This window comes from Cupriavidus sp. 2SB (assembly GCF_005503625.1).
In the GTDB taxonomy this organism is placed as follows: Bacteria; Pseudomonadota; Gammaproteobacteria; order Burkholderiales; family Burkholderiaceae; genus Cupriavidus.
Map to the genome: position 1 here is coordinate 11168 of NZ_SCMX01000048.1, position 24635 is coordinate 35802.

General features: G+C 63.8%; 21 protein-coding genes and 1 tRNA gene. 9 read left to right on the plus strand and 13 right to left on the minus strand.

Features of this window, described 5'->3' with window-relative positions:
• Nucleotides 1-31: 31 nt before the first annotated feature.
• On the plus strand, nucleotides 32-2602 hold the full coding sequence (cphA, locus tag FFS21_RS20675; RefSeq protein WP_137926656.1) for a cyanophycin synthetase: 2571 nt from the start codon (nucleotides 32-34) through the stop codon (nucleotides 2600-2602).
• Nucleotides 2603-2636: 34 nt separating this feature from the next.
• Here the strand turns inward: cphA and FFS21_RS20680 are convergent, their stop codons facing one another.
• From FFS21_RS20680 to FFS21_RS20695, 4 genes are all read right to left on the minus strand, one after another.
• Nucleotides 2637-3296 (minus strand): amino acid ABC transporter permease, encoded by a 660-nt coding sequence (locus tag FFS21_RS20680; RefSeq protein ID WP_137926657.1) that lies wholly within the window; start codon nucleotides 3294-3296, stop codon nucleotides 2637-2639.
• Between the two features lie 100 nt (nucleotides 3297-3396).
• Nucleotides 3397-4203, minus strand: a complete 807-nt coding sequence (locus FFS21_RS20685) for a transporter substrate-binding domain-containing protein (protein ID WP_137926658.1) — start codon at nucleotides 4201-4203, stop codon at nucleotides 3397-3399.
• Nucleotides 4204-4520: 317 nt separating this feature from the next.
• Complete coding sequence (locus FFS21_RS20690) at nucleotides 4521-5429, minus strand: glutamate/aspartate ABC transporter substrate-binding protein (protein WP_137926659.1); 909 nt, start codon at nucleotides 5427-5429, stop codon at nucleotides 4521-4523.
• Between the two features lie 153 nt (nucleotides 5430-5582).
• On the minus strand, nucleotides 5583-6860 hold the full coding sequence (locus FFS21_RS20695; protein ID WP_137926660.1) for a D-amino acid dehydrogenase: 1278 nt from the start codon (nucleotides 6858-6860) through the stop codon (nucleotides 5583-5585).
• 188 nt (nucleotides 6861-7048) lie between these two features.
• On the opposite strand from FFS21_RS20695, the gene FFS21_RS20700 reads away from it, so the two are divergent.
• A complete protein-coding gene (locus FFS21_RS20700; protein WP_137926661.1) occupies nucleotides 7049-7999 on the plus strand; it encodes a LysR family transcriptional regulator in 951 nt (316 codons plus the stop codon).
• A 91-nt stretch (nucleotides 8000-8090) separates the two neighbouring features.
• Nucleotides 8091-9395 (plus strand): polyamine export protein PaeA, encoded by a 1305-nt coding sequence (gene paeA, locus FFS21_RS20705; RefSeq protein ID WP_137926662.1) that lies wholly within the window; start codon nucleotides 8091-8093, stop codon nucleotides 9393-9395.
• A 167-nt stretch (nucleotides 9396-9562) separates the two neighbouring features.
• On the opposite strand, the gene FFS21_RS20710 is transcribed toward paeA, so the two are convergent.
• From FFS21_RS20710 to FFS21_RS20720, 3 genes are all read right to left on the minus strand, one after another.
• Nucleotides 9563-9652, minus strand: a tRNA-Ser gene (locus FFS21_RS20710).
• Between the two features lie 85 nt (nucleotides 9653-9737).
• Entirely contained in the window at nucleotides 9738-11045 is a 1308-nt protein-coding gene (gene serS, locus FFS21_RS20715) for a serine--tRNA ligase (protein ID WP_137926663.1), read from the minus strand.
• Between the two features lie 136 nt (nucleotides 11046-11181).
• Nucleotides 11182-12537: a replication-associated recombination protein A gene (locus FFS21_RS20720; protein WP_137926664.1), complete on the minus strand. Its 1356-nt coding sequence runs from the start codon at nucleotides 12535-12537 to the stop codon at nucleotides 11182-11184.
• Nucleotides 12538-12759: 222 nt separating this feature from the next.
• Between FFS21_RS20720 and FFS21_RS20725 the strand changes: the two genes are divergently transcribed.
• Together FFS21_RS20725 and FFS21_RS32095 are read left to right on the plus strand one after the other, a co-directional pair.
• A complete protein-coding gene (locus tag FFS21_RS20725) occupies nucleotides 12760-13443 on the plus strand; it encodes a hypothetical protein (RefSeq protein WP_137926665.1) in 684 nt (227 codons plus the stop codon).
• 175 nt (nucleotides 13444-13618) lie between these two features.
• Nucleotides 13619-13789 (plus strand): hypothetical protein, encoded by a 171-nt coding sequence (locus FFS21_RS32095; protein ID WP_171020460.1) that lies wholly within the window; start codon nucleotides 13619-13621, stop codon nucleotides 13787-13789.
• Between the two features lie 27 nt (nucleotides 13790-13816).
• On the opposite strand, the gene FFS21_RS20730 is transcribed toward FFS21_RS32095, so the two are convergent.
• From FFS21_RS20730 to FFS21_RS20740, 3 genes are all read right to left on the minus strand, one after another.
• Entirely contained in the window at nucleotides 13817-14236 is a 420-nt protein-coding gene (locus FFS21_RS20730; protein WP_137926666.1) for a hypothetical protein, read from the minus strand.
• A gap of 40 nt (nucleotides 14237-14276) precedes the next feature.
• On the minus strand, nucleotides 14277-14912 hold the full coding sequence (lolA, locus tag FFS21_RS20735) for an outer membrane lipoprotein chaperone LolA (RefSeq protein WP_137926667.1): 636 nt from the start codon (nucleotides 14910-14912) through the stop codon (nucleotides 14277-14279).
• Nucleotides 14913-15034: 122 nt separating this feature from the next.
• Nucleotides 15035-17368 carry a DNA translocase FtsK gene (locus FFS21_RS20740; protein ID WP_137926668.1) on the minus strand — a complete coding sequence of 778 codons (2334 nt, stop codon included), beginning with the start codon at nucleotides 17366-17368 and terminating at the stop codon, nucleotides 15035-15037.
• Between the two features lie 181 nt (nucleotides 17369-17549).
• Between FFS21_RS20740 and trxB the strand changes: the two genes are divergently transcribed.
• From trxB to FFS21_RS20755, 3 genes are all read left to right on the plus strand, one after another.
• Entirely contained in the window at nucleotides 17550-18503 is a 954-nt protein-coding gene (gene trxB / locus FFS21_RS20745; protein WP_137926669.1) for a thioredoxin-disulfide reductase, read from the plus strand.
• A gap of 106 nt (nucleotides 18504-18609) precedes the next feature.
• Nucleotides 18610-19275, plus strand: coding sequence for a Smr/MutS family protein (locus tag FFS21_RS20750; RefSeq protein ID WP_137926670.1), 666 nt, complete (start codon nucleotides 18610-18612; stop codon nucleotides 19273-19275).
• 5 nt (nucleotides 19276-19280) lie between these two features.
• The gene (locus FFS21_RS20755) at nucleotides 19281-19922 is read left to right on the plus strand and encodes a trimeric intracellular cation channel family protein (RefSeq protein ID WP_137926671.1); all 642 of its coding nucleotides are present in this window, start codon (nucleotides 19281-19283) and stop codon (nucleotides 19920-19922) included.
• A gap of 134 nt (nucleotides 19923-20056) precedes the next feature.
• Here FFS21_RS20755 and glnK read toward each other — a convergent pair whose 3' ends face one another.
• The gene (gene glnK, locus FFS21_RS20760) at nucleotides 20057-20395 is read right to left on the minus strand and encodes a P-II family nitrogen regulator (RefSeq protein ID WP_006162803.1); all 339 of its coding nucleotides are present in this window, start codon (nucleotides 20393-20395) and stop codon (nucleotides 20057-20059) included.
• Nucleotides 20396-20528: 133 nt separating this feature from the next.
• Entirely contained in the window at nucleotides 20529-22598 is a 2070-nt protein-coding gene (locus FFS21_RS20765; RefSeq protein ID WP_137926672.1) for an NAD(+) synthase, read from the minus strand.
• Between the two features lie 178 nt (nucleotides 22599-22776).
• Here FFS21_RS20765 and FFS21_RS20770 point away from each other — a divergent pair, with 178 nt between their 5' ends.
• A complete protein-coding gene (locus FFS21_RS20770; RefSeq protein WP_137926673.1) occupies nucleotides 22777-23973 on the plus strand; it encodes a GNAT family N-acetyltransferase in 1197 nt (398 codons plus the stop codon).
• A 12-nt stretch (nucleotides 23974-23985) separates the two neighbouring features.
• On the opposite strand, the gene FFS21_RS20775 is transcribed toward FFS21_RS20770, so the two are convergent.
• The gene (locus tag FFS21_RS20775; RefSeq protein ID WP_370459298.1) at nucleotides 23986-24498 is read right to left on the minus strand and encodes a cytochrome b; all 513 of its coding nucleotides are present in this window, start codon (nucleotides 24496-24498) and stop codon (nucleotides 23986-23988) included.
• Nucleotides 24499-24635: the final 137 nt, after the last annotated feature.

Sequence of the window (24635 nt, forward strand, 5' to 3'; positions counted from 1 at the left end):
TCCGGCCGGAAGAACAACGGATAAATAGTCTATGGAAGTTTCTCGCATCCGGGCCCTGCGTGGCCCGAATCTCTGGTGCCGACACACCGCCATCGAAGCCATCGTGGCGTGTTCCGACCAATCCCATCTGCTGGCCGAACTGCCCGGCTTCGAAGAGCGTCTGCGCGCGCGCTTCCCGGGCATCGGCCCGATGCGTCCCGACGAGGAAGCTGGCTCGCCCTCGATGGCGCATGCGCTCGAAGCCGCTGCGCTGGGCCTGCAGGCTGCGGCCGGCTGCCCGGTTACCTTCAGCCACGCGGCGCCTACGCTGGAACCGGGCACCTATCAGGTGGTGGTGCAGTACAGCGAAGAGGAAGTGGGCCGCCTGGCGTTCGAACTGGCCGAGAGACTTTGCCTGGCCGCACGCGACGACCAGCCGTTCGATCTCGACGATGCGCTGCATCGCCTGCGCGAACTGGACGAGGACGTGCGACTGGGCCCGAGCACGGGTTCGATCGTCTACGCAGCGGTTGCGCGCGGCATTCCGTATCGCCGCCTGACGCAGGGCTCGATGGTGCAGTTTGGCTGGGGCAGCAAGCAACGCCGCATCCAGGCCGCCGAGACTGACATGACGAGCGCGGTCTCCGAATCGATCGCGCAGGACAAGGAACTGACCAAGGCGCTGCTGCACGCAGCTGGCGTACCGGTGCCCTTGGGCCGCTCCGTACGCAGTGCCGATGAAGCCTGGGCGGCCGCGCAGGAAATCAACGGCCCGGTCGTGGTGAAGCCGCGCGACGGCAACCAGGGCAAGGGCGTGGCCGTGCGCATCCGCACGCGCGAGGAAGTCATGACGGCCTATGAAGTGGCGGCCGATATTTCTTCCGATGTGCTGGTGGAACGTTATATCCCCGGTCACGACTTCCGTTTGCTGGTAGTGGGCAAGCACCTCGTGGCCGCGGCGCGCCGCGATCCGCCCCAGGTGATTGGCGATGGCAAGCATACGGTGCGTGAACTCGTGGACGAAGTGAACCGCGACCCCCGCCGTGGCGAAGGCCATGCCACCTCGCTCACGAAGATCCGCTTCGACGACATCGCACTGGCCACGCTGGCCAAGCAGGGCCTGACCGCCGATGCCGTGCCGGCCAAGGGCACGCGCGTGGTCTTGCGCAACAACGCCAACCTGTCCACGGGTGGCAGCGCCACCGACGTGACCGACGACGTCCATCCGGACATCGCCGCGCGTGCCGTGGCCGCAGCCCAGATGGTCGGGCTCGACATCTGCGGCGTGGACGCTGTCTGCGAGACGATGCTCAAGCCATTCGAGGAACAGGCGGGCGGCATCGTCGAAGTCAACGCCGCGCCGGGGCTGCGCATGCATTTGCAGCCGTCGTACGGCAAGGGCCGCGCGGTGGGCGAAGCCATCATCTCGACGATGTTCACCGATGGCGACGATGGCCGGATTCCCGTGGTGGCCGTATCGGGCACCAATGGCAAGACCACGACCGTCCGCCTGATCACGCACCTGCTGGCCTCCAGCGGCCTGCGCATGGGCATGACCGGCACCGACGGCGTCTACATCCGTGGCGAGCGCATCGACACTGGCGACTGCAGCGGACCGCGCAGTGCGCGCAACGTGCTGCTGCATCCCGACGTGGATGCCGCCGTGTTCGAAACCGCGCGTGGCGGGCTGCTGCGCGAGGGCCTGGCCTTCGATCGTTGCGACGTGGCCGTGGTGACCAACGTGGGCGAAGGCGACCACCTGGGGCTGTCGTACATCAGCACCGTGGAAGACCTGGCCGTGCTCAAGAGCGTGATCGTGCAGAACGTTGCGCCGCATGGCATGGCCGTGCTGAATGCCGCAGACCCGATGGTCGTGCGCATGGCCGATGCCTGCCCGGGCACCGTCACCTTCTTCGCACACGATGCCGGCCTGCCGACGATGGCATTGCATCGCGCGCAGGGCAAGCGCGTGGTGTTCGTCGAAGGCGACGAGATCGTGGCTACCGAAGGCGAGACCGTGGCGCGCTTTGCGCTCGCGGATATCCCGCTCACGCGCAATGGCTCGATCGGCTTCCAGGTGGAAAACGCGATGTCGTCGATTGCTGCGGCATGGGCACTTGGCATCGACTGGAACGTGATCCGTCGCGGGCTGGCCACGTTTGTGAGCGACTCCGCCACGGCGCCGGGCCGCTTCAACGTGTTCGACTACAAGGGCGCAACACTGATTGCCGACTACGGACACAACCCGGACGCGATCCAGGCGTTGTGCAACGCCGTGCAGTCGATGCCGTCGAAGCAGCGCGTGGTGGTCATCAGCGGCGCGGGGGATCGTCGCGACGAGGACATCCGCAAGCAGACGCAGATCCTGGGCGGCGCATTCGACGATGTGCTGCTGTATCAGGATCAGTGCCAGCGGGGCCGCGAGGATGGCGAAGTGCTCGCCCTGTTGCAGGAGGGTCTGGTGGGTGCGCAACGTACCCGCCATATCGAGGAAATCCGTGGCGAGTTTCTTGCCATCGATACCGCGCTGGCCCGCCTGCAGCCCGGCGACCTGTGCCTGATCCTGATCGATCAGGTCGAGGAAGCGCTGGACCACATCGCCAAGCGCGTGGCGGGGCAGTAAGACGGTAACCCTCTCCCGAACGGGAGGGGGTGTCTCAGTGGCGCGTCGGCAGCGAAAGCCGGCGCTCCATCACATGCTGCAGCGCCGACAGTGCGGTGCTCAGAATCCAGTAGATGACGGCCGCCGCAAGATAGAGTGGCAAGGGCTGATACGTTGCAGCGATGATCTCCTGCGACGTGCGGAGCAGTTCCGTCACGGTAATCACCGAAACCAGCGACGTGTCCTTGATCAGGCTGATCAGGCTGTTCGAGAGACTCGGTACCGCCAGCCGCAATGCCTGCGGACCTACCACAAAGCCCAGCGTCTGAAGCGGTGTCATGCCCAGGCTGTACGCCGCCAGCCATTGGCCACGCGCCACGCCCAGAATCGCCCCGCGCATGCTTTCCGAGAGATACGCCCCCACATTGAGGCTCAGCGTCAGCACGCCAGCGGGCGTAGGCTCCAGCGAAATGCCGATGCCCGGCAAGCCGTAATACACCACGAAGATCTGCACCAGCAGCGGCGTGCCGCGCATGATGCTGACGTAGATGCGTGCGGGAATCGTGAAGATCCGCAACTGGCTGATGCCCATCAGCGCCACCACCACGCCGACGATCAGCCCGAAGAACATCGACAGCACGGCGAACTTCAGCGTGAGCAGCGTGCCCTGCAACAGTACGGGCAGGGAATCAATGACGAGCTGGAGGGCAGGCATGGCGGAGGCTGGAAGCAGTCGTAAACCGGAATGCCGCGATCATACGTGAAGCCGGGGCCGGCCCGCTGCCAGCCCCTTGTTCGAACACACTATTGCTTTCTTACTTGAGCGGCTTCGTCACGTCCGAGGCAAACCACTTGTTCGACAGCTTGGTCAGCGTGCCATCCTTCCGCAGATCATCGAGTGCCTTGTCGATGGCAGCGGCGAACTTGGGATTGTCCTTGCGGAACGGGATGGCGACCTCGGTGTTGGCACCCGGCAGCACTGCGCCCGGACGCAGCGGCAAGTTGGCCTGCTTGATCAGGTAGTTGACCATCAACCGGTCATTGAGCGCCGCATCCACGCGTTGCGAAGCCAGGTCGCGCAGGTACTCGGGCGCACCGGGATACGTCTTCACGTCGATGCCCGGCACCGACTTGGCCAATTCGTTGTAGTTGCTGCCCAGGCTCACGCCGAGCTTGTGGCCCTTGAGCGCGTCGAGCGAGGCGAACTCGCGCTTGTCGTCCTTGCGCTGGATGAGCTGGGCGGCGGAGTACACATACGGCGTGGAGAAATCGAGCGCCTGCTTGCGTTGCGGCGTGACGGAAACCTGATTGACGATGATGTCAAACTTGCCCGCCTGCAGGCCGGCGATGATCGCACTCCATTCGGTCGTCACGAATTCCGGCTTGACGCCGAGCTTGGCGGCCACGGCACGCGCCACGTCGACATCGAAGCCATCGAGCTCGTTGTTGGCGCCGCGATATCCGAACGGGGGGTAGGTCCCTTCCAGACCCACCTTGAGGACGCCGGCCTGCTTCACGGTGTCCAGCAGGTCGGCAGCCTGCGCTGCCGTCGCGGAAACGCCGCCCGCCACCAGTGCGGTAACCAGCAGCGTCTTGAACCAACCCGATCGAATCGTTCGCATATGTTCTCCAGTAAGGATGCGGTTCTTTTGCCGAGCCCCTCCTCTCTTAGAGGAAGGCCGGCGGCCCTATGAGCCTATAACGGGCTCAAAGGTACCGCAAACACTATCGAAAGCGAAATAATGATTCGATATGGCTATATAACTGGCTTCCTGAGTTACCCGTCGCTATGCGCTCCCCTCTCCCATGTCAGTGGGAGAGGGGTGGGGGTGAGGGACAGCGGTGCAATCACCAACAAGTCGCAATTTGAACGCATGCCCTCACCCCCAACCCCTCTCCCGCAAGCGGGAGAGGGGAGCCAAGAAGCGGGAGCGGTGTTTTACTGAAACGCCTTGTCGTTCGGCGCGGCAAACAGCTGCTTCATTTCCGGCGACAGCGCGTAGTTCATGTTGATGTTGCGCGGCGGGATCGGTTGCAGGAACCACTTGGTGTACATCTTCTCGGCGCGGCCGCTCTTCTGGATGTCGGCCACCACATCATCCACGAGCTTCTTGAACTGGGCGTCGTCCTTGCGGAACATGCAGGCGTAGTTTTCGGTCTGCAGCGGCGTGCCGGCCACAACCCACTCACCTGCATTCTTGGCCTTGGTACGTTCGCCGTACAGCAGCGGCTCGTCCATCACGAATGCTGCGGCGCGACCCGTTTCCAGGATCAGGAACGCCTGGCCGTGGTCCTTGGCGCTGGTGAGGTTCATGTTGTAGCCCTCGCCGTTCATCTTGACCAGCAGGCGCTCGCCGGTGGTGCCGGCCGTGGTGACCACGTTCTTGCCCTTGAGGTCAGGGAAGTCGCTCACGCCCGAATCCTTCTTCGTCAGCATGCGGATGCCGTAGATGAACAGGCTGTTCGAGAAGGCCACCTGCTTCTGACGCTCGGTATTGTTCGTGGTGCTGCCGCATTCGATGTCGAGCGTACCGTTCTGCATCAGCGGAATGCGGTTCTGCGACGTGATCGGCGTCATCTTGACCTGCAGGTTCGGCATGTTCAGCGTCGACTTGACCTTGTCGACGATAGCCAGCAGGTAGTCATGCGAATAGCCCATGACTTCCTTGCCATCGGAATACGAAAAAGGAATCGACGATTCGCGATAGCCCAGCGAAATCGTGTTGCTGTCCTTGATCTTCTTGAGCGTATCGCCATCGGCGGCATGGGCGCCAGCGGCGGCACCGAGCAGGACGGCCGCAGCCAGCAGGCGTTGGACGGGGAATTGACGGACAGACAGTGACTTCATGATTCGCTCCTTCAAGGGGCTTGGTTTAATGGCACGACGAGGCAATCTCACTACCGAGTATTTACTGCGGCGTATCAACTACGCGTATCACTCACACTTCCACTTCTTCACATCTTCAGTACAACCCGTGTTGCAGCCATCCACTCGCACTAGCTAGGCAGCCGCTGCACTGAAATCTTCCGCATCGATGGCCGGGCGGCGCCCAGCCAACTGATCCGCCAGCAGACCCGCGCTGCCCATCGCCAGCGTGAAACCCAACGCGCCGTGACCGAGGTTCAGCCACAGCCCGCGTAACCGAGATTCGCCAACCATCGGCAAACCCGTTGGCGTGGCAGGCCGCAATCCGGCCCATGGCTGCAGGCCGTCGAGGTCCGCGCCGTTCGCCACATTGCCGAACACCGCGCGCGTCTGCGACACCAGCGTCTGCGCGCGCTCGCGATCGATGACTGCACCGCCGCGCACGATATCGGCCATCCCTGCCACGCGCAGCGTGTTGCCGATGCGCGCATAGACGATCTTGTTGGCGAAGTCCGTCACGCTGATATGCGGAGCCTGCACGCCATCGGCGATCGGCACCGTGATGCTGTAACCCTTCAGCGGCCACAGCATCGGCCGGACACCCGCCGGACGCAGCAATGGCACGCTGCCGATGCCGCCCGACACGATGACGGCATCCGCTGCAATCTCGCCCTGATCGGTGCGCAGGCCCGTTACCCGGTCACCCTGACGCATCAATTGGGTCACCCGCGTGCCGAAGCGCAGCGTCACGGCAGGATTGCCTTGCAACAGATGGGCCAGCGATACGCAAAAACGATGACAATCGCCCACTTCCTCGCTCGGCGTGTAGATCGCACCGGCGATATCTTCCTGAATACCGGCCAACGCCGGCTCCAGCGCCACCGTGGCCGTACGATCCAGCGCCTGCTGTTCGCATCCCAGGCTGGCTTGGTAATCGAGCAGCCGGCAAGCCGACTCGTAGGCGGCGGTATCGCGATGCACCACAAGCTTGCCGCGCCGCGCAAAATCGAAACCGCCACCCTCCTCGCGGGCATCGGGCCGTTCCACGAACGCCTGCATCAGATCCCGCGAATAGAACGCCAGGCGCAGCAGCTTGCGCGTCGTGGCCTCGCTGGTCGATGCATTGCAAGCCCGCACAAACGCCATCAGCCAGCGCCACTGGCCCGGGTCCATCGACGGACGGAAGCGCATCGGCGAATCGCGGTCCAGCAGCCACCCCGGCACCTTCGACAGCACGCCAGGGCCGGCAAGCGGCGCCACGTAGCTGTAGCTGAGCTGGCCACCGTTGGCGAAGCTGGTTTCCTCGCCCGGCCCGGTGTGCCGTTCCACCACCGTCACCTCATGCCCGTCATTGGCCAGTCGCCATGCCGTGGTCATGCCCACCACACCTGCGCCCACGATTGCGATTCGCACTCTGCACCTGCTTTCCATCAAAACGATGGGCCAGAGCGTAGAACACACGCGGCCGCTTGCCCAATGCCAATACGTGCCAGAATATGTCCTCAAGCTATAGGTGCGCACCACGGGTCTACCCTGTAGTGCAAAGCACCATTGCGCCTTCCGCCTACGCACCATGGCGGTCACCACTTGGCACCACAACGATGCGCCTGCGCCAGATCGAAGTCTTCCGCGCGGTGATGCTGACAGGCACCGTCAGCGAAGCCGCCCGCCTGCTCCATGTCTCCCAACCCGTCGTCACGCGCGTGCTACAGCACGCCGAGGCGTCGCTGGGCTTTCGTCTGTTCGATCGGCAACGCGGCAGGCTCCAGCCGACTCCCGAAGCCGTGGCGTTGTATGGCGATGTCGAAAGGCTATATGGCGAGATCGAGCGCGTACGGCGCGTTTCCGAAAGCCTGCGGCACAAGGGCGCGGGACGCCTGCGCGTGGCCGCGACGCCTAGCCTGGCCAATCCGCTGCTAGTCCCCGCCGTGCGACGCTTCTGCGCGCGACACCCCGAAACGCAGGTACAGGTGCTGACGCACCATACGAACGAGATCGTCGCGGCGCTGCTCGCCAACCAGATCGATGTGGGATTCGCGTTTTCCCCACCGCTGCACGAAGCGATTACGAGCCAACCCGTCGCCACCGGACGCATGCTGCTGGCCGTGCCGCGCGAGCAGCCGTTGCCTGCGGGCCGGCGCGGCGTGGTGCCGATCCGCAAGGTCATGGAGCGACCGTTCATCGGCTATGACGACGACAGTTCGCTCGGCCTGCTAGTCCGACAGACATTGGCACGCCATGCGCTGGAACCACACTCCACGCTGGAAGTACAAACCTATTCGCTCGCGCTGGCGCTGGTCGATGCCGGACTCGGCCTGACATTGCTCGACCAGTACACCGCGCTGAGCGCCAATCCAGATCACGTGACGCTGCACGATGTGCAGCCCGAACTAGGCTTCGAGATCCAGATGCTGCGCGCGAGCCATCGCGGCGCGTCGAGCCTCGTCGACGATATGCACGCGCAGTTCACGGCTGCGGCTGGGGCGCTCGCCGCCACGCTCGACGATCGGCTGGCAGCATCGTTGGTCCACTTTGATCCGCCGGGACGCTGACGATCGATTCGATTTGACGAGTGAGCAGACAATTGACAGCCCCGGCGTGGGGCACCATCATCGACATGCCCCTACCGGCGCGTGAAACCTTATGTTCGTCCTGACCCTGATCCTTCTTGTGCTGGCGAGCGCGTTCTTCTCGATCTCCGAGATCGCCCTGACCGCGGCCCGGCGCACCAAACTCCAAGTCCTCTCCGAACGCGGCGATCGCCGTGCCACCAAGGTGTTGCTGCTCAAGGAAGAGCCCGGCAACTTCTTCACGATCGTGCAGATCGGCGTGAACAGCGTGGCGATCCTGGCCGGTATCCTCGGCGAAAAGCACGTCTCGGACCTGCTCTACGAACTCCTGCTGAGCTATATGGATGCCGGGGTCGCGCAACGCGTGGCCAATATCGGCTCGTTCCTGGTGGTGACGCTGCTCTTCATCCAGTTCGCCGACCTGATTCCGAAACGCATCGCGATGACATTCCCCGAAGCCTGCGCGGTGCAGGTCATCGGCCCGATGCTGATGCTGCTGCGGATCTTCAAGCCTGTAGTGTGGGTCTTCAATGCCGCTGCCGACGCCATGCTGCGCCTGCTCGGCATTCCCACCAAGCCCGTGGACCAGATCACCACGGAAGACATCGCCGCAATGGTCGATGCCGGTGCCGAGGCCGGCGTGCTGCACAAGCACGAGTTGCACCTGATCGAGAACGTATTCGAACTGGACTCGAAGCCGATCACCGCAATCATGACGCCGCGTGACGACGTGGTCTTCCTGACGCTCGACGAATCCGCCGACAGCATCCGCCGCAAGCTGGTCAAGCAACCGCACGGCCAGTATCCGGTCTGCGGCAAGAGCATCGACGACGTGCTCGGTTTCATGGACTCCAAGGCCATCCTGCAACTGCTGCTGGCCAACGAAAGCGCCGCCGTGCTCGACGATATCGGCAAGCACTACGACAAGAACGTGCTCGTGATTCCAGACACACTGACGCTATCCGAATCGCTGACGCGCTTCCGCGAGATGCACGAGAACTTCGCGATCGTGATGAACGAATATGGACTGGTGGTGGGAATCGTCACGCTCGACGACAGCGTCGGCGCGCTGATGGGCGACATCCTCTACACGAACGAAGACGAACAGATCGTGCGCCGCGACGACTCGTCATGGCTCGTGGATGGCCTCACGCCGCTGGTGGACCTGAAGAAGGCGCTGGAACTGGAAACGCTGCCCGGCGACGACTATGTCGACACCGCAGCAGGCCTGGTCATCTACGCGCTGAAACGCATCCCGAAGAAATCGGAATCGATCACCGTGGCCGGCTACCGCTTCGAAGTGCTCGATATCGACCATCACAAGATCGACCAGTTGCTGGTGTCGAGGTTGCCGGTGGTGGCAAAGGCGTCCGAGTAACCCTTGTTTTTTGCTCCCCTCTGCCGCAAGGCGGGAGAGGGGAGCAAAACCACAGTAAAAATCAATCGCCCAAAAACAAAACCGACGCGTGCTTGCGCAGGCGTCGGTTTGAGATTTACTACTTTTGTTGCTTGCCGGTGGTCGAATACGTCGGCAGCTTCTTGTTTTGGCGGAGAGGGTGGGATTCGAACCCACGGTACCGTCGCCGGTACGCCTGATTTCGAGTCAGGTACATTCGACCACTCTGCCACCTCTCCGGTAACTGGGTCGTTGCGTTTCAGCAGCGAAGCCAAGATTATAGGGACATTGCTACGAATTGCGCAAGCCCCTTCCTGCAATTTTTTAGGCTTCCGGTTCCAGTCGCTCGGTGCCACCCATGTAGGGTTGCAGCGCCTTCGGCACAGTCAGCGAACCATCAGCGTTCTGGTAGTTTTCGAGAATCGCCACGAGCGTGCGGCCCACGGCCAGGCCCGAGCCGTTCAGCGTATGCACGAGTTCCGGCTTGCCTTGCGCGGCGCGCGAGCGGGCCTGCATGCGGCGCGCCTGGAAGTCGCCCATGTTCGAGCACGAGCTGATTTCACGGTACGTGTTCTGCGCGGGAATCCACACTTCGATGTCGTAGGTCTTGGTACTGCCGAAACCCATGTCGCCCGTGCACAGCACCACGGTGCGGAACGGCAGGTCCAGCTTCTTGAGGATGGCTTCGGCGTGGCCGGTCATCTGTTCCAGCGCATCCATCGACTGGTCTGCCGGCACGACCTGAACCATCTCGACCTTGTCGAACTGGTGCTGGCGGATCATGCCGCGCGTATCCTTGCCATACGAGCCAGCTTCGGAGCGGAAGCACGGGGTATGCGCCACGAAACGCAGCGGCAGTTTCTCGGCCGCGACGATGGCATCGCGGACCATATTGGTCAGCGGCACTTCGGCGGTCGGGATCAGATAGAAATTCTCGATCGTGTCCTGACCGTCCTCGCCACCCACCTTGCGCGGCACCTTGAACAGATCGTCTTCGAACTTCGGCAGTTGGCCCGTGCCGCGCATCGACGCAGCATTGACGATGTAGGGCACGTACATCTCGGTGTAGCCGTGCTCCAGCGTATGCGTATCGACCATCAGCTGCACCAGCGCGCGGTGCATGCGGGCGATACCGCCACGCAGGAAGGTGAAGCGCGAACCGGTCACCTTCGAAGCGGTCTCGAAATCCAGGCCCAGTTGCGCGCCGACATCGACGTGGTCCTTCACCTCGAAATCGAACGTGCGCGGCGTGCCGACGCGGCGCACTTCCACGTTCTGGGTCTCGTCCTTGCCCACGGGGACGCTGGCGTCCGGCAGGTTCGGAATCGACATCATGGCGTCGTTGAGCTGGCCCTGGATCTGGCCCAGACGCTCGGCCGAAGACTTCAGCGTGTCGGCAATGCCAGCCACTTCGGCCATCGGGGCCGAGGCGTCTTCGCCTTTGCCCTTGAGCATGCCGATCTGCTTGGACAGCGCGTTACGGCGCGCCTGCAGGTCTTCGGTCTGGGTCTGCAGTTGCTTGCGTTCGGCCTCCAGGGCCTGGAACGTTGCAATGTCGAGTTGGAATCCGCGCGTGGCAAGGCGTTGGGCCACGGCGTCGATGTCTTTGCGGAACAGCTGGATGTCGAGCATGTTGCGGGTCGGTGTGCAGTACCGGCGACATGCCGGCGGAACGCGACATTTTACTGCACCCACATGGCCGCACGCGCCGAATCTGCCGGGTTTTCGTCCCGTTGTTCTCGGGCGAGCGCCATATGGCGCCGCACCCTCAGTCTTTGTCGCCGCTTTCCGAGGGGTTCCTTGCGCCCTTCTGCTCCCGATGCCAGGCCGCATCGAGATCGCGCAGGTGCCGCAATTTGTCGCCGATCTTGCCCTCCAGCCCGCGCGGGGTGGGCTGATACCAGTCCTGGCGCCGCAGGTCGTCAGGCAGGTAGTGCTCGCCGGCGGCATAGGCTTCGGGCTCGTCATGCGCGTAGCGATACGCGTGACCGTAGCCGAGTTCCTTCATCAGCTTGGTCGGCGCATTGCGCAGATGCACGGGCACCGGTCGCGATTTATCCTTGGCGACGAATGCGCGTACCGCGTTATAGGCGTTGTAGCCCGCGTTGGACTTCGGCGCCACGGCCAGATAGATCAGCGCCTGGCCCAGCGCCAGTTCGCCCTCGGGCGAGCCCAGTCGCTCGTAGGTTTCCGCTGCATCAAGCGTGATGCGGGCCGCGCGCGGATCGGCCAGTCCGATGTCTTCCCACGCCATCCGCACAATGCGGCGCGCCAGATAGCGTGGATCGGCACCGCCGTCGATCATCCGGCAAAACCAGTACAGCGCACCATCGGGGTCGGAGCCGCGCACGGACTTGTGCAGCGCGCTGATCTGGTCGTAGAACGCGTCGCCGCCCTTGTCGAAGCGCCGCAGGTTCTCGGCCAGCGCACTGCCCAGCAGCGCCGTATCCACCAACTGCGCACCGGCATTGCGCGCGGCGCGCACCACGATCTCGATGTTGTTGAGCAGCTTGCGGCCATCGCCATCGGCCGATCCGACGATCAGCGTCATGGCCTCGTCGTCCCAGGCCACGCCACCGAGTTCTTCGCTCGCACGCAGCACCAATTGGCGCAACTCGGTTTCATCGAGGCTCTTGAGCACGTACACCGCCGCACGCGACAGCAATGCGCCGTTGACCTCGAACGACGGGTTCTCGGTGGTGGCGCCGATGAACACGAACAGCCCGCTTTCCACATGAGGCAGGAAAGCATCCTGCTGGCTCTTGTTGAAGCGGTGCACCTCATCGACGAACACCAGCGTGCGCCGGCCATGCGCGCGGTATTGCTCGGCGCGCTCCACGGCTTCGCGGATATCTTTCACGCCCGACAGCACCGCCGACAACGCGATGAACTCGGCATCGAACGCATTGGCCATCAGCCGTGCCAGCGTGGTCTTGCCTACGCCGGGCGGCCCCCACAGGATCATCGAATGCGGCTCGCCCGATTCAAAGGCCACGCGCAGTGGCTTGCCGGCGCCCAGCAGGTGCTGCTGGCCGATGACTTCGTCGATATTGCGCGGGCGCAGACGCTCCGCGAGCGGTTGCCGGGAACGTTCAGGGGGGTCGGAGAACAGCGAATCCGCCACGATGCGAAAGCCTTTCAGTAGATGCGGCCGCCGAAGCGGCGCGGAACGCCACAGTGTAGACCATCCCGTGCCGCGCACTTTTTCCTGAAGCCCGCCTAAAGGTTTGCTTGCAATGTGCCGATAGCACCCAATGGCCCGCGTTTCACGCCACACGGGCAGACTCGGCGCCGGCACGACCGGCGGCTCACCGCAGGACATTGTTTTCGAACTTCGAGGATTTGTATGCTGCGTTACCGCATGCTGATGTTCAAGCTGAACCGGCTGGCTAACAAGAACAAGCTCAACGCCGTGGATGAGGTGTCGCTGGCCGGCCAGTTCACGGAACTGATCGAATCGCAGGAAGACGCCGACCGGGTCATCGAGGACCTGTTCGAACACGAGAATCCGCATGTGCGCCGCATTGGCCTGTCCGCCATCCGCCGCACCCGCCGCCACGGTGGACGCCTGCTCCCGGCAGCGCTGCTTAAACGCATGGCCGATGTGGAAGGCTGGATTCGACACGACGCCATCTGGATCGTGCAGGAAGCCACCATGGATGGCGCCGAACTGCGCGCCGCCCTCCGTCGCGTGGCGGGCAATGTAAAACTGCCGCAGGACGCGGTGCGCGCCAAGCAGAACCCCGCCGACGGCCACCTCAACGCCGCCGTGCGCGCGAGGCAGTATCTCGATGTACTGATCGCAAAATCAGCCGCCGCTCACAATGAAGCACTAGCTGCAGGGGGCGGGCTGGCGGGTGCCACTGACGGCAAACCCTACGCGCAGGACTCCGTAGGCCACATCCGGGCCGTGCATCGCCAGCTTCAGAAAAAGACGGCGGGGCGCAAGCTCAAGAGCAGCACCAAACTCACGTTCCGCAAGATCGAGCCGCGATACTCCGAGAACGACAACCGGCGCTTCCTGACCTGATGCAACCTGCCGCATGGCGGGCGGCGCACCGATGCTGCGCCGCCGCATGAGCGGGATGGCAAGGCGATCTGAATTCTTTCGAATGCGGAAACCGGCGCGCCACCCCGCCTTGTCATCCTTTACCATGGCAGGCAGCCGGCATTTGGCGCCGGCATGACAGGAGGACATCACTGCCATGGCCATCACCACCCGCGTACGCAAGAAGAAGCAGTATCGGAAAGCGGTGCTGAAACTGCGCGCCGCCATCAAGCGCGGCGACGAGGAAGCGATCCGTATCCGCCGCGAGAAACTGCAGGCACTGCCGAAACCGCGCCAGCGCTACGCGCGCGAATCACTGGCGGGGTAGATCCCCCCTCCGCATCACCAGCAGCAATCAGCCGCGCGCCCGTTCGGTCAGTGTCTTCACTGCATCGGCCGGCAGCGGGCCGTGGCAGCTGCGCTCTCCCCCCGTCTGACCCACGATCAGCCAGACTTTGTCCGGCGTTCCCTTCGGGTGAAACACCCAGGCTGGTCCGCGCGCCAGGCTGGCGGCGGGCAGGTCTTCCAATGCTCCCCTGTCGGGAGATTGCAGCAGCGCGGCGCATTCCGTCGGTGCAATGCGCGTGGCCTGGAGGAAGTCGCTATTGGCGAGCACTTCGGGCAGCGCGGTATCCGAGCCGCGCAGGAAGGCGTCCACGTCGAACCGGCTGGCATGGCTGGTTGCGCAGCCGGCCAGCACCAGTGCGGCGGCCACGGCACTGCCGGATGCCACGAACGTGCGGCAGGAATACAGGAAAGCGGGGGCGTCTTTCATCGATGGTGTCCTTGGCGCGGCGTTGATTCGCCAGATGCGCTTATTGCTTCATCACGTCGGCGCCCTTCGGCACCGTGAAGCGGAACGCGTCCGCAGGCAGCGGCGGATTCTTCTGGATGCCCGTGAACGTCAGCATCGTCGTGTTGCCGAACGCATCGCGCAATTCCATCGCCTCCAGATTACCGCCCTTGAAGCCGATGGCGATCCGCTCGAACTGCGTGTCCTTCGCCTTCGGGGTCAGGTCAAGCCACTCCACGCCGTCACGCGTAGCGCCATTCTTCACGTCGAAGTTCTTGCCCAGATCGTTGCTGCCGAACAGGATGGCCGCCGGGCTCGATCCCAGCGCGCCATCGAGCTTGCGCTCGGTGACCTGATTCAAGTCCTTGTCGTAGATGTACAGCGTCTGGCCATCGGCCTGCAGCAGCTGGTCGTAGGGCTTGGTATAGCGCCAGGTGAACTTGCCGGGCCGCGCGAAGGCGAACGTGCCGCTGGAGGTGCCGGCTACCTTGGTATCGGCGCCCTGCCCCTTGATCTGTTTCTGCGTGAACTCGCCGCGTGCGGACTTCACGGTGGTCACGAAGGTCTGCAACTGGTCGGTCGCAGCGGCCTGAGCGGCAGGCACGGCGGCAAGCAACGCCAGCGTCGCGCACAGCGGCGCGAGGATGCGAGTTCGCATGGAATCCAATCCTTTATGAGTCGCGAATGACGGGTTAGAGCGTGTCGCGGATCATCAATTCCGCGACAGGCTGTGACCGGCGTAACGGTATATTACCCGTCACATGACAATGTGGGAGACGCTCAGTCGTCGCTGCCCGCACCGGCGCCGGCCGGCACCAGGATGTCGCGATTGCCGTTGCCCGACATGGCCGAGACCAGACCGGCCTTCTCCATGTCTTCCAGCAGACGCGCCGCGCGGTTGTAGCCGATGCGCAGATGGCGCTGCACGAGCGAGATCGAAGCGCGGCGGTTCTTGACCACCACTTCCACCGCCTGGTCGTAGAGCGGGTCGGCCTCGCCGCCGCTGCTGCCGATACCGGCGCCACCGCCGAGACTGTCGCCAGCCCCATCGCCGTCGACCAGCCCACCTTCGAGAATGCCCTCGATGTAGTTGGCCTCGCCGCCCTCCTTGAGCTTCTCGACCACGCGGTGGACTTCATCATCCGAGACAAACGCGCCGTGCACCCGCACCGGCATGCCCGTGCCCGGCGCCAGATAAAGCATGTCACCCATGCCCAGCAGCGCTTCGGCGCCCTGCTGGTCCAGGATCGTGCGCGAATCGATCTTGCTGCTGACCTGGAACGCGATGCGGGTCGGCACGTTGGCCTTGATCAGACCGGTGATCACATCCACGGACGGACGCTGCGTGGCCAGCACGAGGTGCAACCCTGCGGCACGCGCCTTCTGGGCAATCCGCGCAATCAGTTCTTCGACCTTCTTGCCCACCACCATCATCAGGTCGGCCAGTTCGTCGATGACGATGACGATGGTCGGCAGCTTGTCGAGCGGCTCCGGTGCGTCCGGCGTCAGGCTGAACGGGTTCGGAATCTTCTCTTCCTTGGCCGCAGCCTCGTCGATCTTCTTGTTGTAGCCGGCCAGGTTGCGCACGCCGAGCTTGCTCATGAGCTTGTAGCGGCGCTCCATCTCGCCCACGGCCCAGTTCAGCGCGTTGCCGGCCTGGCGCATGTCGGTCACCACCGGGCACAGCAGATGCGGAATTCCTTCGTAGACGCTCATTTCGAGCATCTTGGGGTCGATCAGGATCAGGCGGACCTGATCCGCGCGCGCCTTGTAGAGCAGCGACAGGATCATCGCGTTGATGCCCACCGACTTGCCCGAACCCGTGGTGCCGGCCACCATGCAGTGCGGCATCTTGGCGAGGTCGGCCACCATCGGCTTGCCGGCGATATCCTTGCCGAGCGCCATGGTCAGGCTCGACACGCTCTCGTTGTAGACCTGCGAACCGAGGATTTCCGAAAGCCGCACAGTCTGGCGCTTCGGATTCGGCAGTTCCAGACCCATGTAGTTCTTGCCGGGAATCGTCTCAACCACGCGGATCGACACCAGCGACAGGCTCCGCGCCAGATCGCGCGCCAGGTTCACCACCTGACTGCCCTTCACGCCCGTGGCCGGCTCGATTTCGTAGCGCGTGATGACCGGACCCGGATAGGCGGCCACGACCTTGACCTCGACGCCAAAGTCCTTGAGCTTCTTCTCGATCAGCCGTGACGTGTATTCCAGCGTCTCGGCGCTGACGGTTTCCTGCTGCGTCGGAATCGGATCGAGCAGCGACAGCGGCGGCAGGTCCGTATCCTGGATATCGGCGAACAGCGGCTGCTGCTTCTCGCGCTCCACACGTTCGTGCTTGGGCACGGCCTGCGGACGCACGATCTGCACCGGCGCGGCTTCTTCCTGCTTCACGCGTTGCACTTCCACCGTCTCGGTACGTTCCACCTTGGCGGCGGCACCGATGATGCGGTCCTGCTTGTTTTCACGACGCGCCTTGAAGCCGGCGAAGCCCGTTTCGACGAACGCGCCGACCTGCTCTGCCACGGCGATCCACGAGAAATGGAAGAACAGCGACAGGCCAATCGCAAACATCAGCAACAGCAGCAGCGTGGCGCCGGAGAAGCCCAGCGCGAGTTGCAGCCAGCCGCCGAGCAGGTCGCCCAGTACGCCGCCCGGCGCGCGCGGCAAGGCCGAGCGCAGCGGATACATGCGGATGGCTTCCAGGCCCATGCTGGAAACGAGTGTCAGTGCAAAGCCGATCCAGCTCACGGCGGTGCTGTGCTGCTGCGGTTCGGGCAGGCGCTCGGGCAGTTCGGCGGTCAGCACACGCCAGCCGCGCCAGCAGCGGCGCATCAGCAGCACGCTCCACCAGTAAGCCGAGAAACCGAAAATGAAGAACAGCACATCGGCCACCCAGGCGCCCACACGGCCGCCGAGGTTGTGGATATCCGCCACCTGGCTGGCATGCGACCAGCCGGGATCGGCCTTGCTGTAGCTCGCCAGAACGCAGACGAAGCCAAGGGTCACGGCGAGCAGCAGGAACCAGCGTACCTCGCCCAGCAGCTTGCCGATTCGCGAGGGAAGTGCCGACGGGTCGGTTCGGGTAGTCGTGGTTGCGCGCGCCATGCCTCAGGTTTCAGTCGATCGCTCGGAGTGGAGGATGGCGGCCATTTTACCCTTGGCCGGCACTATCGCACTCATTGGAATTTGCAACAGTCGGCAAACGCCGTGCCACTTATAATGGCGGTTTCCGATGACACCGGTGCGACCATCGCACCGGCTCATCTGCTGCCTACAGGAACGCATCATGTCCGCAAAACACGCAAAAGTGCTGATTCTCGGGTCCGGCCCGGCTGGTTATACCGCCGCCGTCTACGCGGCCCGCGCCAACCTGAACCCGGTGCTGATCACCGGCCTGGCCCAGGGCGGCCAGCTGATGACCACGACCGACGTGGAAAACTGGCCCGCCGATGCTAACGGCGTCCAGGGACCGGACTTGATGCAGCGTTTCCTGGCGCACGCCGAGCGCTTCAACACCGAAATCATTTTCGATCACATCCACACGGCCAAGCTGACCGAAAAGCCCATCCGCCTGATTGGCGATTCCGGCGAGTACACCTGCGATGCGCTGATCATCGCCACGGGCGCCTCGGCACAGTATCTGGGCCTGCCGTCCGAAGAAAGTTTCATGGGCCGCGGCGTGTCGGCCTGCGCCACCTGCGATGGCTTCTTCTACAAGAACCAGGAAGTGGCCGTGATCGGCGGCGGCAATACCGCTGTCGAGGAAGCGCTCTACCTGTCGCACATCGCCAGCAAGGTGACCGTGATCCACCGCCGCGACAAGTTCCGTGCCGAGCCGATCCTGGTGGACCGCCTGCTGCAACGCGTGAAGGAAGGCCGCGTGGAACTGCGCTACGACCACACGCTGGACGAAGTGCTGGGCGACAACTCGGGCGTGACCGGCCTGCGCATCCGCAGCACCAAGGACACGACGAAGACGGAAGACCTGAAGCTCGCCGGCCTGTTCGTGGCGATCGGCCACAAGCCGAACACCGATCTCTTCGTGGACCAGCTCGAGATGAAAAACGGCTACATCGTGACCAAGAGCGGCCTGTCGGGCGACGCTACCGCCACGAACATCCCGGGCGTGTTTGCCGCCGGCGACGTGCAGGATCATGTGTATCGCCAGGCCATCACCAGCGCGGGCACGGGCTGCATGGCCGCGCTCGACGCGCAGCGTTACGTTGAAGCGCTGAAGTAAATTTGTCCGCCCCCGGACGCCGGGGACAGGAAGAACGGGGACGTCCGCCTAGCCGCGGCCGTCCCCGTTTTCCTTATAATCGACGCGCGTATCTGGAGATTTTCCCATGCCACAAGGCGCCAAGACTCCCCCGAAGCGGTTCGGCCTGAACGATCTGGCCGCCCTGCGAGACAACCTGAAGGTGGAAGCCGAACGGCGCGAAGCCGAGCGGCTGGCCGCCGAGGCCGCCGCACAACGCGCTGCCGAAGAAGCCAACGTCTTCCGCGCCAACGTCGGCCAGGTCAGCACGCTGCGCGACCGCAACCATGTGCCGACGCCCCGCAAAGCCCCCGCCCCCATTCCGGTCCAAAGCCAGCTCAACGACAAGGCCGTGCTCGAAGCATCGCTGTCCGACGAGTTCGATGTCGAGAACCTGCTCGATATCGACGAGACCATGTCGTTTCGCCGTCCCGGCATTGGCGAAGACGTGATCAAGAAGCTGCGACGCGGCGAGTGGGTGCCGCAGGACAAAGTGGACCTGCATGGCCTGCGCAGCGACGAGGCGCGCGAGGCACTGGCCAACTTTCTGCGCCGCTCGGTGCGTAACGGCGTGCGCTGCGTGCGCGTGATCCACGGCAAGGGCATCGGCTCGCCCGACAAGCTGCCCGTGCTCAAGGGCAAGGTGCGCAGCTGGCTCGTGCAGAAAGAGGAAGTGATCGCCTTCGTCCAGGCGCGCGAGTCCCAGGGTGGCGCCGGCGCATTGATGGTACTGCTGCGCCAACCCAAACCCTGACACCCATGCACCTGCCGTTCGATCTGCTGATGGGGCGGCTGCCGCTGATCCTGCATGTGATGGAGGTCATCGGTGTGCTCGCGTTTGCCGTGTCTGGCGTGGTCGATGCACGCAGGCAGCGGATGGATGCCGTGGGCACCTTTATCGTCGCCTTTGCCACGGCGTTCGGCGGCGGCACCCTGCGCGACGTGCTGCTGGATCGGCGCCCGTTCTACTGGGTCGAGCATGAATACTACGTGCTGCTGATCTTTGCGATGTCGATCGGCGCGGCCATCGTGTTCCGCGTGGTCAGCAGCGTGGCGTCCGACCGCACGATGCTGGTAGCCGATGCCATCGGCCTGGGACTGTTCTCGGTCACGGGCACTTCCCTGGCGCTGGTGGCCCAGATGACGCCGACGGTGGCCGTCATGATGGGCATCATTTCGGCCGTGTTCGGCGGCGTAGTGCGCGACGTACTCTGCAACGAAGTACCGATGATCCTGCGTGACCGCTCGCCTTACGCGACCTGCTCGTTCTTTGGCTGCTGGGTGTACGTGGGCCTGACGTGGCTGCGCACCGGGCAGGAAGTGGCGCTGCTGGCGGGGGCACTGGTGACGGTGAGCATGCGGCTGCTGTCGGTGCAGTTCAAGTGGAAGTTGCCGAGTTGAAATCGGCGTACCACTGTTTTTCTCCCCTCTCCCGCACAGCGGGAGAGGGGAATCAAACAATAGGTAGATTCAAAAAACGCCAACAAAAAAGCCGGCATTCGCCGGCTCTTTCTCAACTCAAACCCAACAACCGCTCAAACAGCTGCTTCATCCTGTTCGCCCGTGCGAATCCGGATCACGCGTTCGATTTCGGTCACGAAGATCTTGCCGTCGCCGATCTTGCCGGTGTGGGCGGCCTTGACGATGGCGTCGAGCACGGTGTCCAACTGGTTCTCGGCCACGACCACTTCGATCTTGATCTTCGGGAGGAAGTCCACCACGTATTCGGCGCCGCGATACAGTTCAGTATGACCCTTCTGGCGGCCGAAGCCCTTCACCTCGGTCACCGTCAGGCCCGTCACACCCACATCTGCCAGCGCTTCGCGCACTTCGTCGAGCTTGAACGGTTTGATGATGGCGGTAATCTGCTTCATGGCTGGCCTCTGTGTCTCTGATGTCGGAAGATGTCAGATTCTAGCCCGAAACACCACATGCGGATTGCGGGCACCCCCACATTGTCCGCAATCCTTATGCCAGACGGGGACTCGATGAGCCCCCTCAAACGGGTCAATCGGCTTGATCGGGAATCCGCGCCAGATCACGCATCCACACCGCCGACTCCCCATCGCTGGGCGCACGCCAGTCGCCACGTGGCGACAGCGAGCCGCCCGAACCAACCTTCGGTGCATTCGGCACACACGAGCGCTTGAACTGGCTGGTGCGGAAGAACCGATCGACGAAGATGCCGAGGATGCGCTTGATTTCCGGGAGTTGATAGCTGTTGCGGGCCACATGCGGGCCATTGGGCCACGCGCCGCGCTCCACGTCGCTCCATGCATGAAGCGCAAGAAAGGCCACTTTCGACGGCGAATAACCGTAGCGCAGCGTGTAGTACAGGTTGAAATCCTGCAGCTCGTACGGCCCGATGATCTGCTCGGTCTTCTGCTCGGGCGCCTTGTCCAGGCCGCCCGCTGCCGCACCGCTCGGCACCAGTTCGGGGCTGATGTCCGTGTCGAGCACCGCCATCAGCACCTCCTTGCCGCTGTCGATGACCTGACCAGTATCGGCCACCCAGCGCACCAGGTGGCTGATCAGCGTCTTGGGCACGCTCGCGTTGACGTTGTAATGCGACATGTGATCGCCCACACCGTACGTACACCAGCCCAGCGCGAGTTCACTGAGATCGCCCGTGCCGATCACGATGGCGCCGTTGTGGTTGGCCAGCCGGAACAGGTGGTTGGTCCGCTCGCCGGCCTGCACGTTCTCGAAGGTCACGTCGAACACCGGCTCGCCGCGTGCATAGGGGTGATCCAGATCCTTGAGCATCGCCATGCAACTGGGCCGGATATCGATCTCGCGCGCGGTGCAGCCCACCACTTCCATCAACTCGCGTGCCTGCTTCAGCGTGCGGTCGCTCGTGGCAAAGCCCGGCATCGTATAGGCCAGGATGTTGGCGCGCGGCAGACCCAGGCGATCCATCGCCTGGGCGCAGACCAGCAGCGCGTGCGTGGAATCAAGTCCGCCCGATACGCCGATTACCACCTTGGCAATCTTGCTCGAAGACAGCCGCTGCACCAGCGCCTGCACCTGGATGTTGTAGACCTCCATGCAGCGCTCGTCGCGACGGCGCGGGTCGGCCGGCACGTACGGGAACCGCTCGACGCGACGCTCCAGCGGCAGCGTCCCCGCCGGCAGGTCCACGCGAAACGCCACCACGTCGAACTGTTCCACTTCCTCGCGATGCCGGCGCACCGACTGGCCGAACGAAGTCTGGTGCATGCGCTCGCGCGAGAGCCGCTCCAGGTCCACATCGGCGAACAGCAGATGCGAACTGTCGGCAAAGCGCTCGGATTCGCCTAGCAGCTCGCCGTTCTCGCAAATCAGTGCCTGACCGTCCCAGGCCAGGTCGGTGGTGGATTCGCCCTTGCCGGCCGAGGTGTACAGGTAGGCGGCCATGCAGCGCGCCGACTGCTGCGACACCAGTTGATGCCGATAGCCCGACTTTCCCACCACGATGTTCGATGCCGACAGGTTCACCAGCACCGTGGCGCCGGCCAGCGCCGCAAACGACGACGGAGGGATTGGCACCCAGACGTCCTCGCAGATTTCCACGTGGAAACGGAAGAACGGAATGTTCTCGATCTCAAACAGCAGGTTGGCGCCGAACGGCACCTCCGCGCCAAGCAGCGAGAGGGTGTCGATGGCCGCGCAGTCGGCCGGGCTGAACTGGCGGGCTTCGTAGAATTCCCAGTAGTTCGGCAGGTAGGATTTCGGCACCACGCCCTGCACCGCGCCGTTGTTGACCACCACCGCGCAGTTGAACAACTGGTGCTCCACCAGCACAGGCATGCCGACGATGATCGCGGCGCGGATGCCGGTGGATGCCTCGACGATGGCCTGCAGCGCCAGTTCGCACTCGCGCAGCAGTGCGCGCTGGTGGAACAGATCGTCGCAGGTGTAAGCCGGCAGCCCGAGTTCGGGGAACGCCACCAGCACGGCGCCGCCGTCCGCCGCCTGGCGGGCCAGCGCAATGGTCTGCTCGGCATTGAACGCCGGATCGGCCACACGGCACTCGGGCACGCCAACGGCCACGCGCGCAAAGCCGTGGGAATAGAGGTTATAGAACGGGTGCGTCATGTCAGGGCCCAGGGGGAGGCGCGATGGAAGCAATGGAGGCATTCTACGACGCCAAGCCCATAGACGGCGTCGGCGTCACGCTGACTACGCCTGCAGCACACAGGCGATTCCGGTAGACTCGGCCAGCCCTGCCGTCGTCCCCTTGTCTGCTCCCGCCTGCCCTCATGACCGCGCCCCGATGACCGAACCGCGCCCCGAATACCGCACGGAAATCGTGTCGGACCTTGCCGAGATCGATGCCGCCGACTGGGATGCCCTGCTCGCCACGCAACCCGAACCCACGCCGTTCCTGCGCCACGCCTTCCTGCATGCATTGCATGGCAGCGGCAGCGCTGACGATGACACTGGCTGGTCGCCGCGCTTCCTGACGATCTGGGTGACGGATGGCAAGGCGCCAGGCAAAGACCGGCTGGCGGCTGCGATGCCGCTGTATGCCAAGTCGCACTCTTATGGCGAGTACGTATTCGACTGGGCCTGGGCCGACGCCTATCGCCAGCATGGCATTCCCTACTACCCCAAGCTGCTGTCGGCCATTCCGTTCACGCCGGTGCGCGGCGCCCGCCTGCTGGCCGAGGACGATCTCGCGCGGCGCATTCTTCTGCGTTTTGCGCTGACGCTGGCCGAAGAGAGCCAGCTGTCGTCGCTCCACATCCTGTTTCCGTCCGACCATGAAGCCGATCTCATGGACGAGGCCGGCCTGATGATGCGCCACGGCGTGCAGTTCCACTGGACCAATCCGGGATACGAAAGCTTCGACGCGTTCCTGGCCACGCTGTCGCAGAAGAAGCGCAAGAACATCCGCGCCGAGCGGCGCCGTGTGGCCGACGCCGGCATCACGTTCCGCCAGTTGCGCGGCGTGCAGATCGACGATGACGCGTGGAAATTCTTCAACCGATGTTATCGGCAGACGTACCGCGAGCATCATTCCACGCCTTACCTGAACCTGGATTTCTTCCGGAAGATCGGCGAGGCGATGCCGGAAAACCTGCTGCTAGTCATCGCCCAGCGCGACGGCCACGACATTGCCAGCTCCCTGGTGGTCTACGACGCCGACCCGGCAGTGAGTACGCTGTATGGCCGCTATTGGGGCGCGCTGGAACATCACGCGTGCTTGCACTTCGAGACCGCGTACTACCAGCCGCTGGAGTTCTGTATTGCCGAGGGGATTCGTACCTTCGAGGGTGGCGCGCAGGGCGAGCACAAGATGGCGCGGGGCTTTCTGCCCGTGGCCACGCGCTCGGCGCACTGGCTGGCGCATCCGTCGTTCGCCGATGCGGTGGAGCGCTTTCTGGAACGCGAACGCCAGGGGATGGATGCCTACCTCGACGAACTCAACGAACGCAACCCGTTCGCACGGCAGGCCGAGGCAGACTGAACTGAAACTCGACTACCGGCGACGCGACATGCGCCGCATCGTGTTGTCGCCCAGCATGTAGTGTCGGAACAGCGCGGCCATGGCATGCAAGCCGATGATCAGGTAGAACGCATTGCCAATCAGTTCGTGCGCATCGCCTGCCGCATCGTTGAGCGCTTCGCTCGGTGCCACGATGGCAGGTATTTCGATGCCCAGGATCGGCACAACCAGCATGCGCCCTGCCGCATTCATCATCACGATGCCGATCAATGGCTGCGCGATCAGGAACAGGTATAACGCGCCGTGCATCAGGCTGGCGAGCCGATGGCCCCAGCGCGGCCCGGGTTCCGGCGCGGGCGCGCCATTGAACAGGCGCCACAGCAGCCGGGGCACCGCCAGGACCAGCACCAGTGCACCGGACCACTTATGCGATTCCATCAGGACCATGCGCGCGAGCGTGCCCTTGTCGGCAAAGTCGCGCAGTTCGATCGTCGCGTACGCGACCGCGATCAGCAGGAACATCAGCCAGTGGAAGGCGATGGCCATGGCGTCATAGCGCTCGAAGCTCGGGAAGGGGACATCCGCGGGTGAGGAGGGCCGGACAATGACTGACTGGTCGGAAGGGGGTTGGGAGTACGACATCGTTCGTGGACGGCTTATGTGGGGAGCGGCAAGCCTAACGC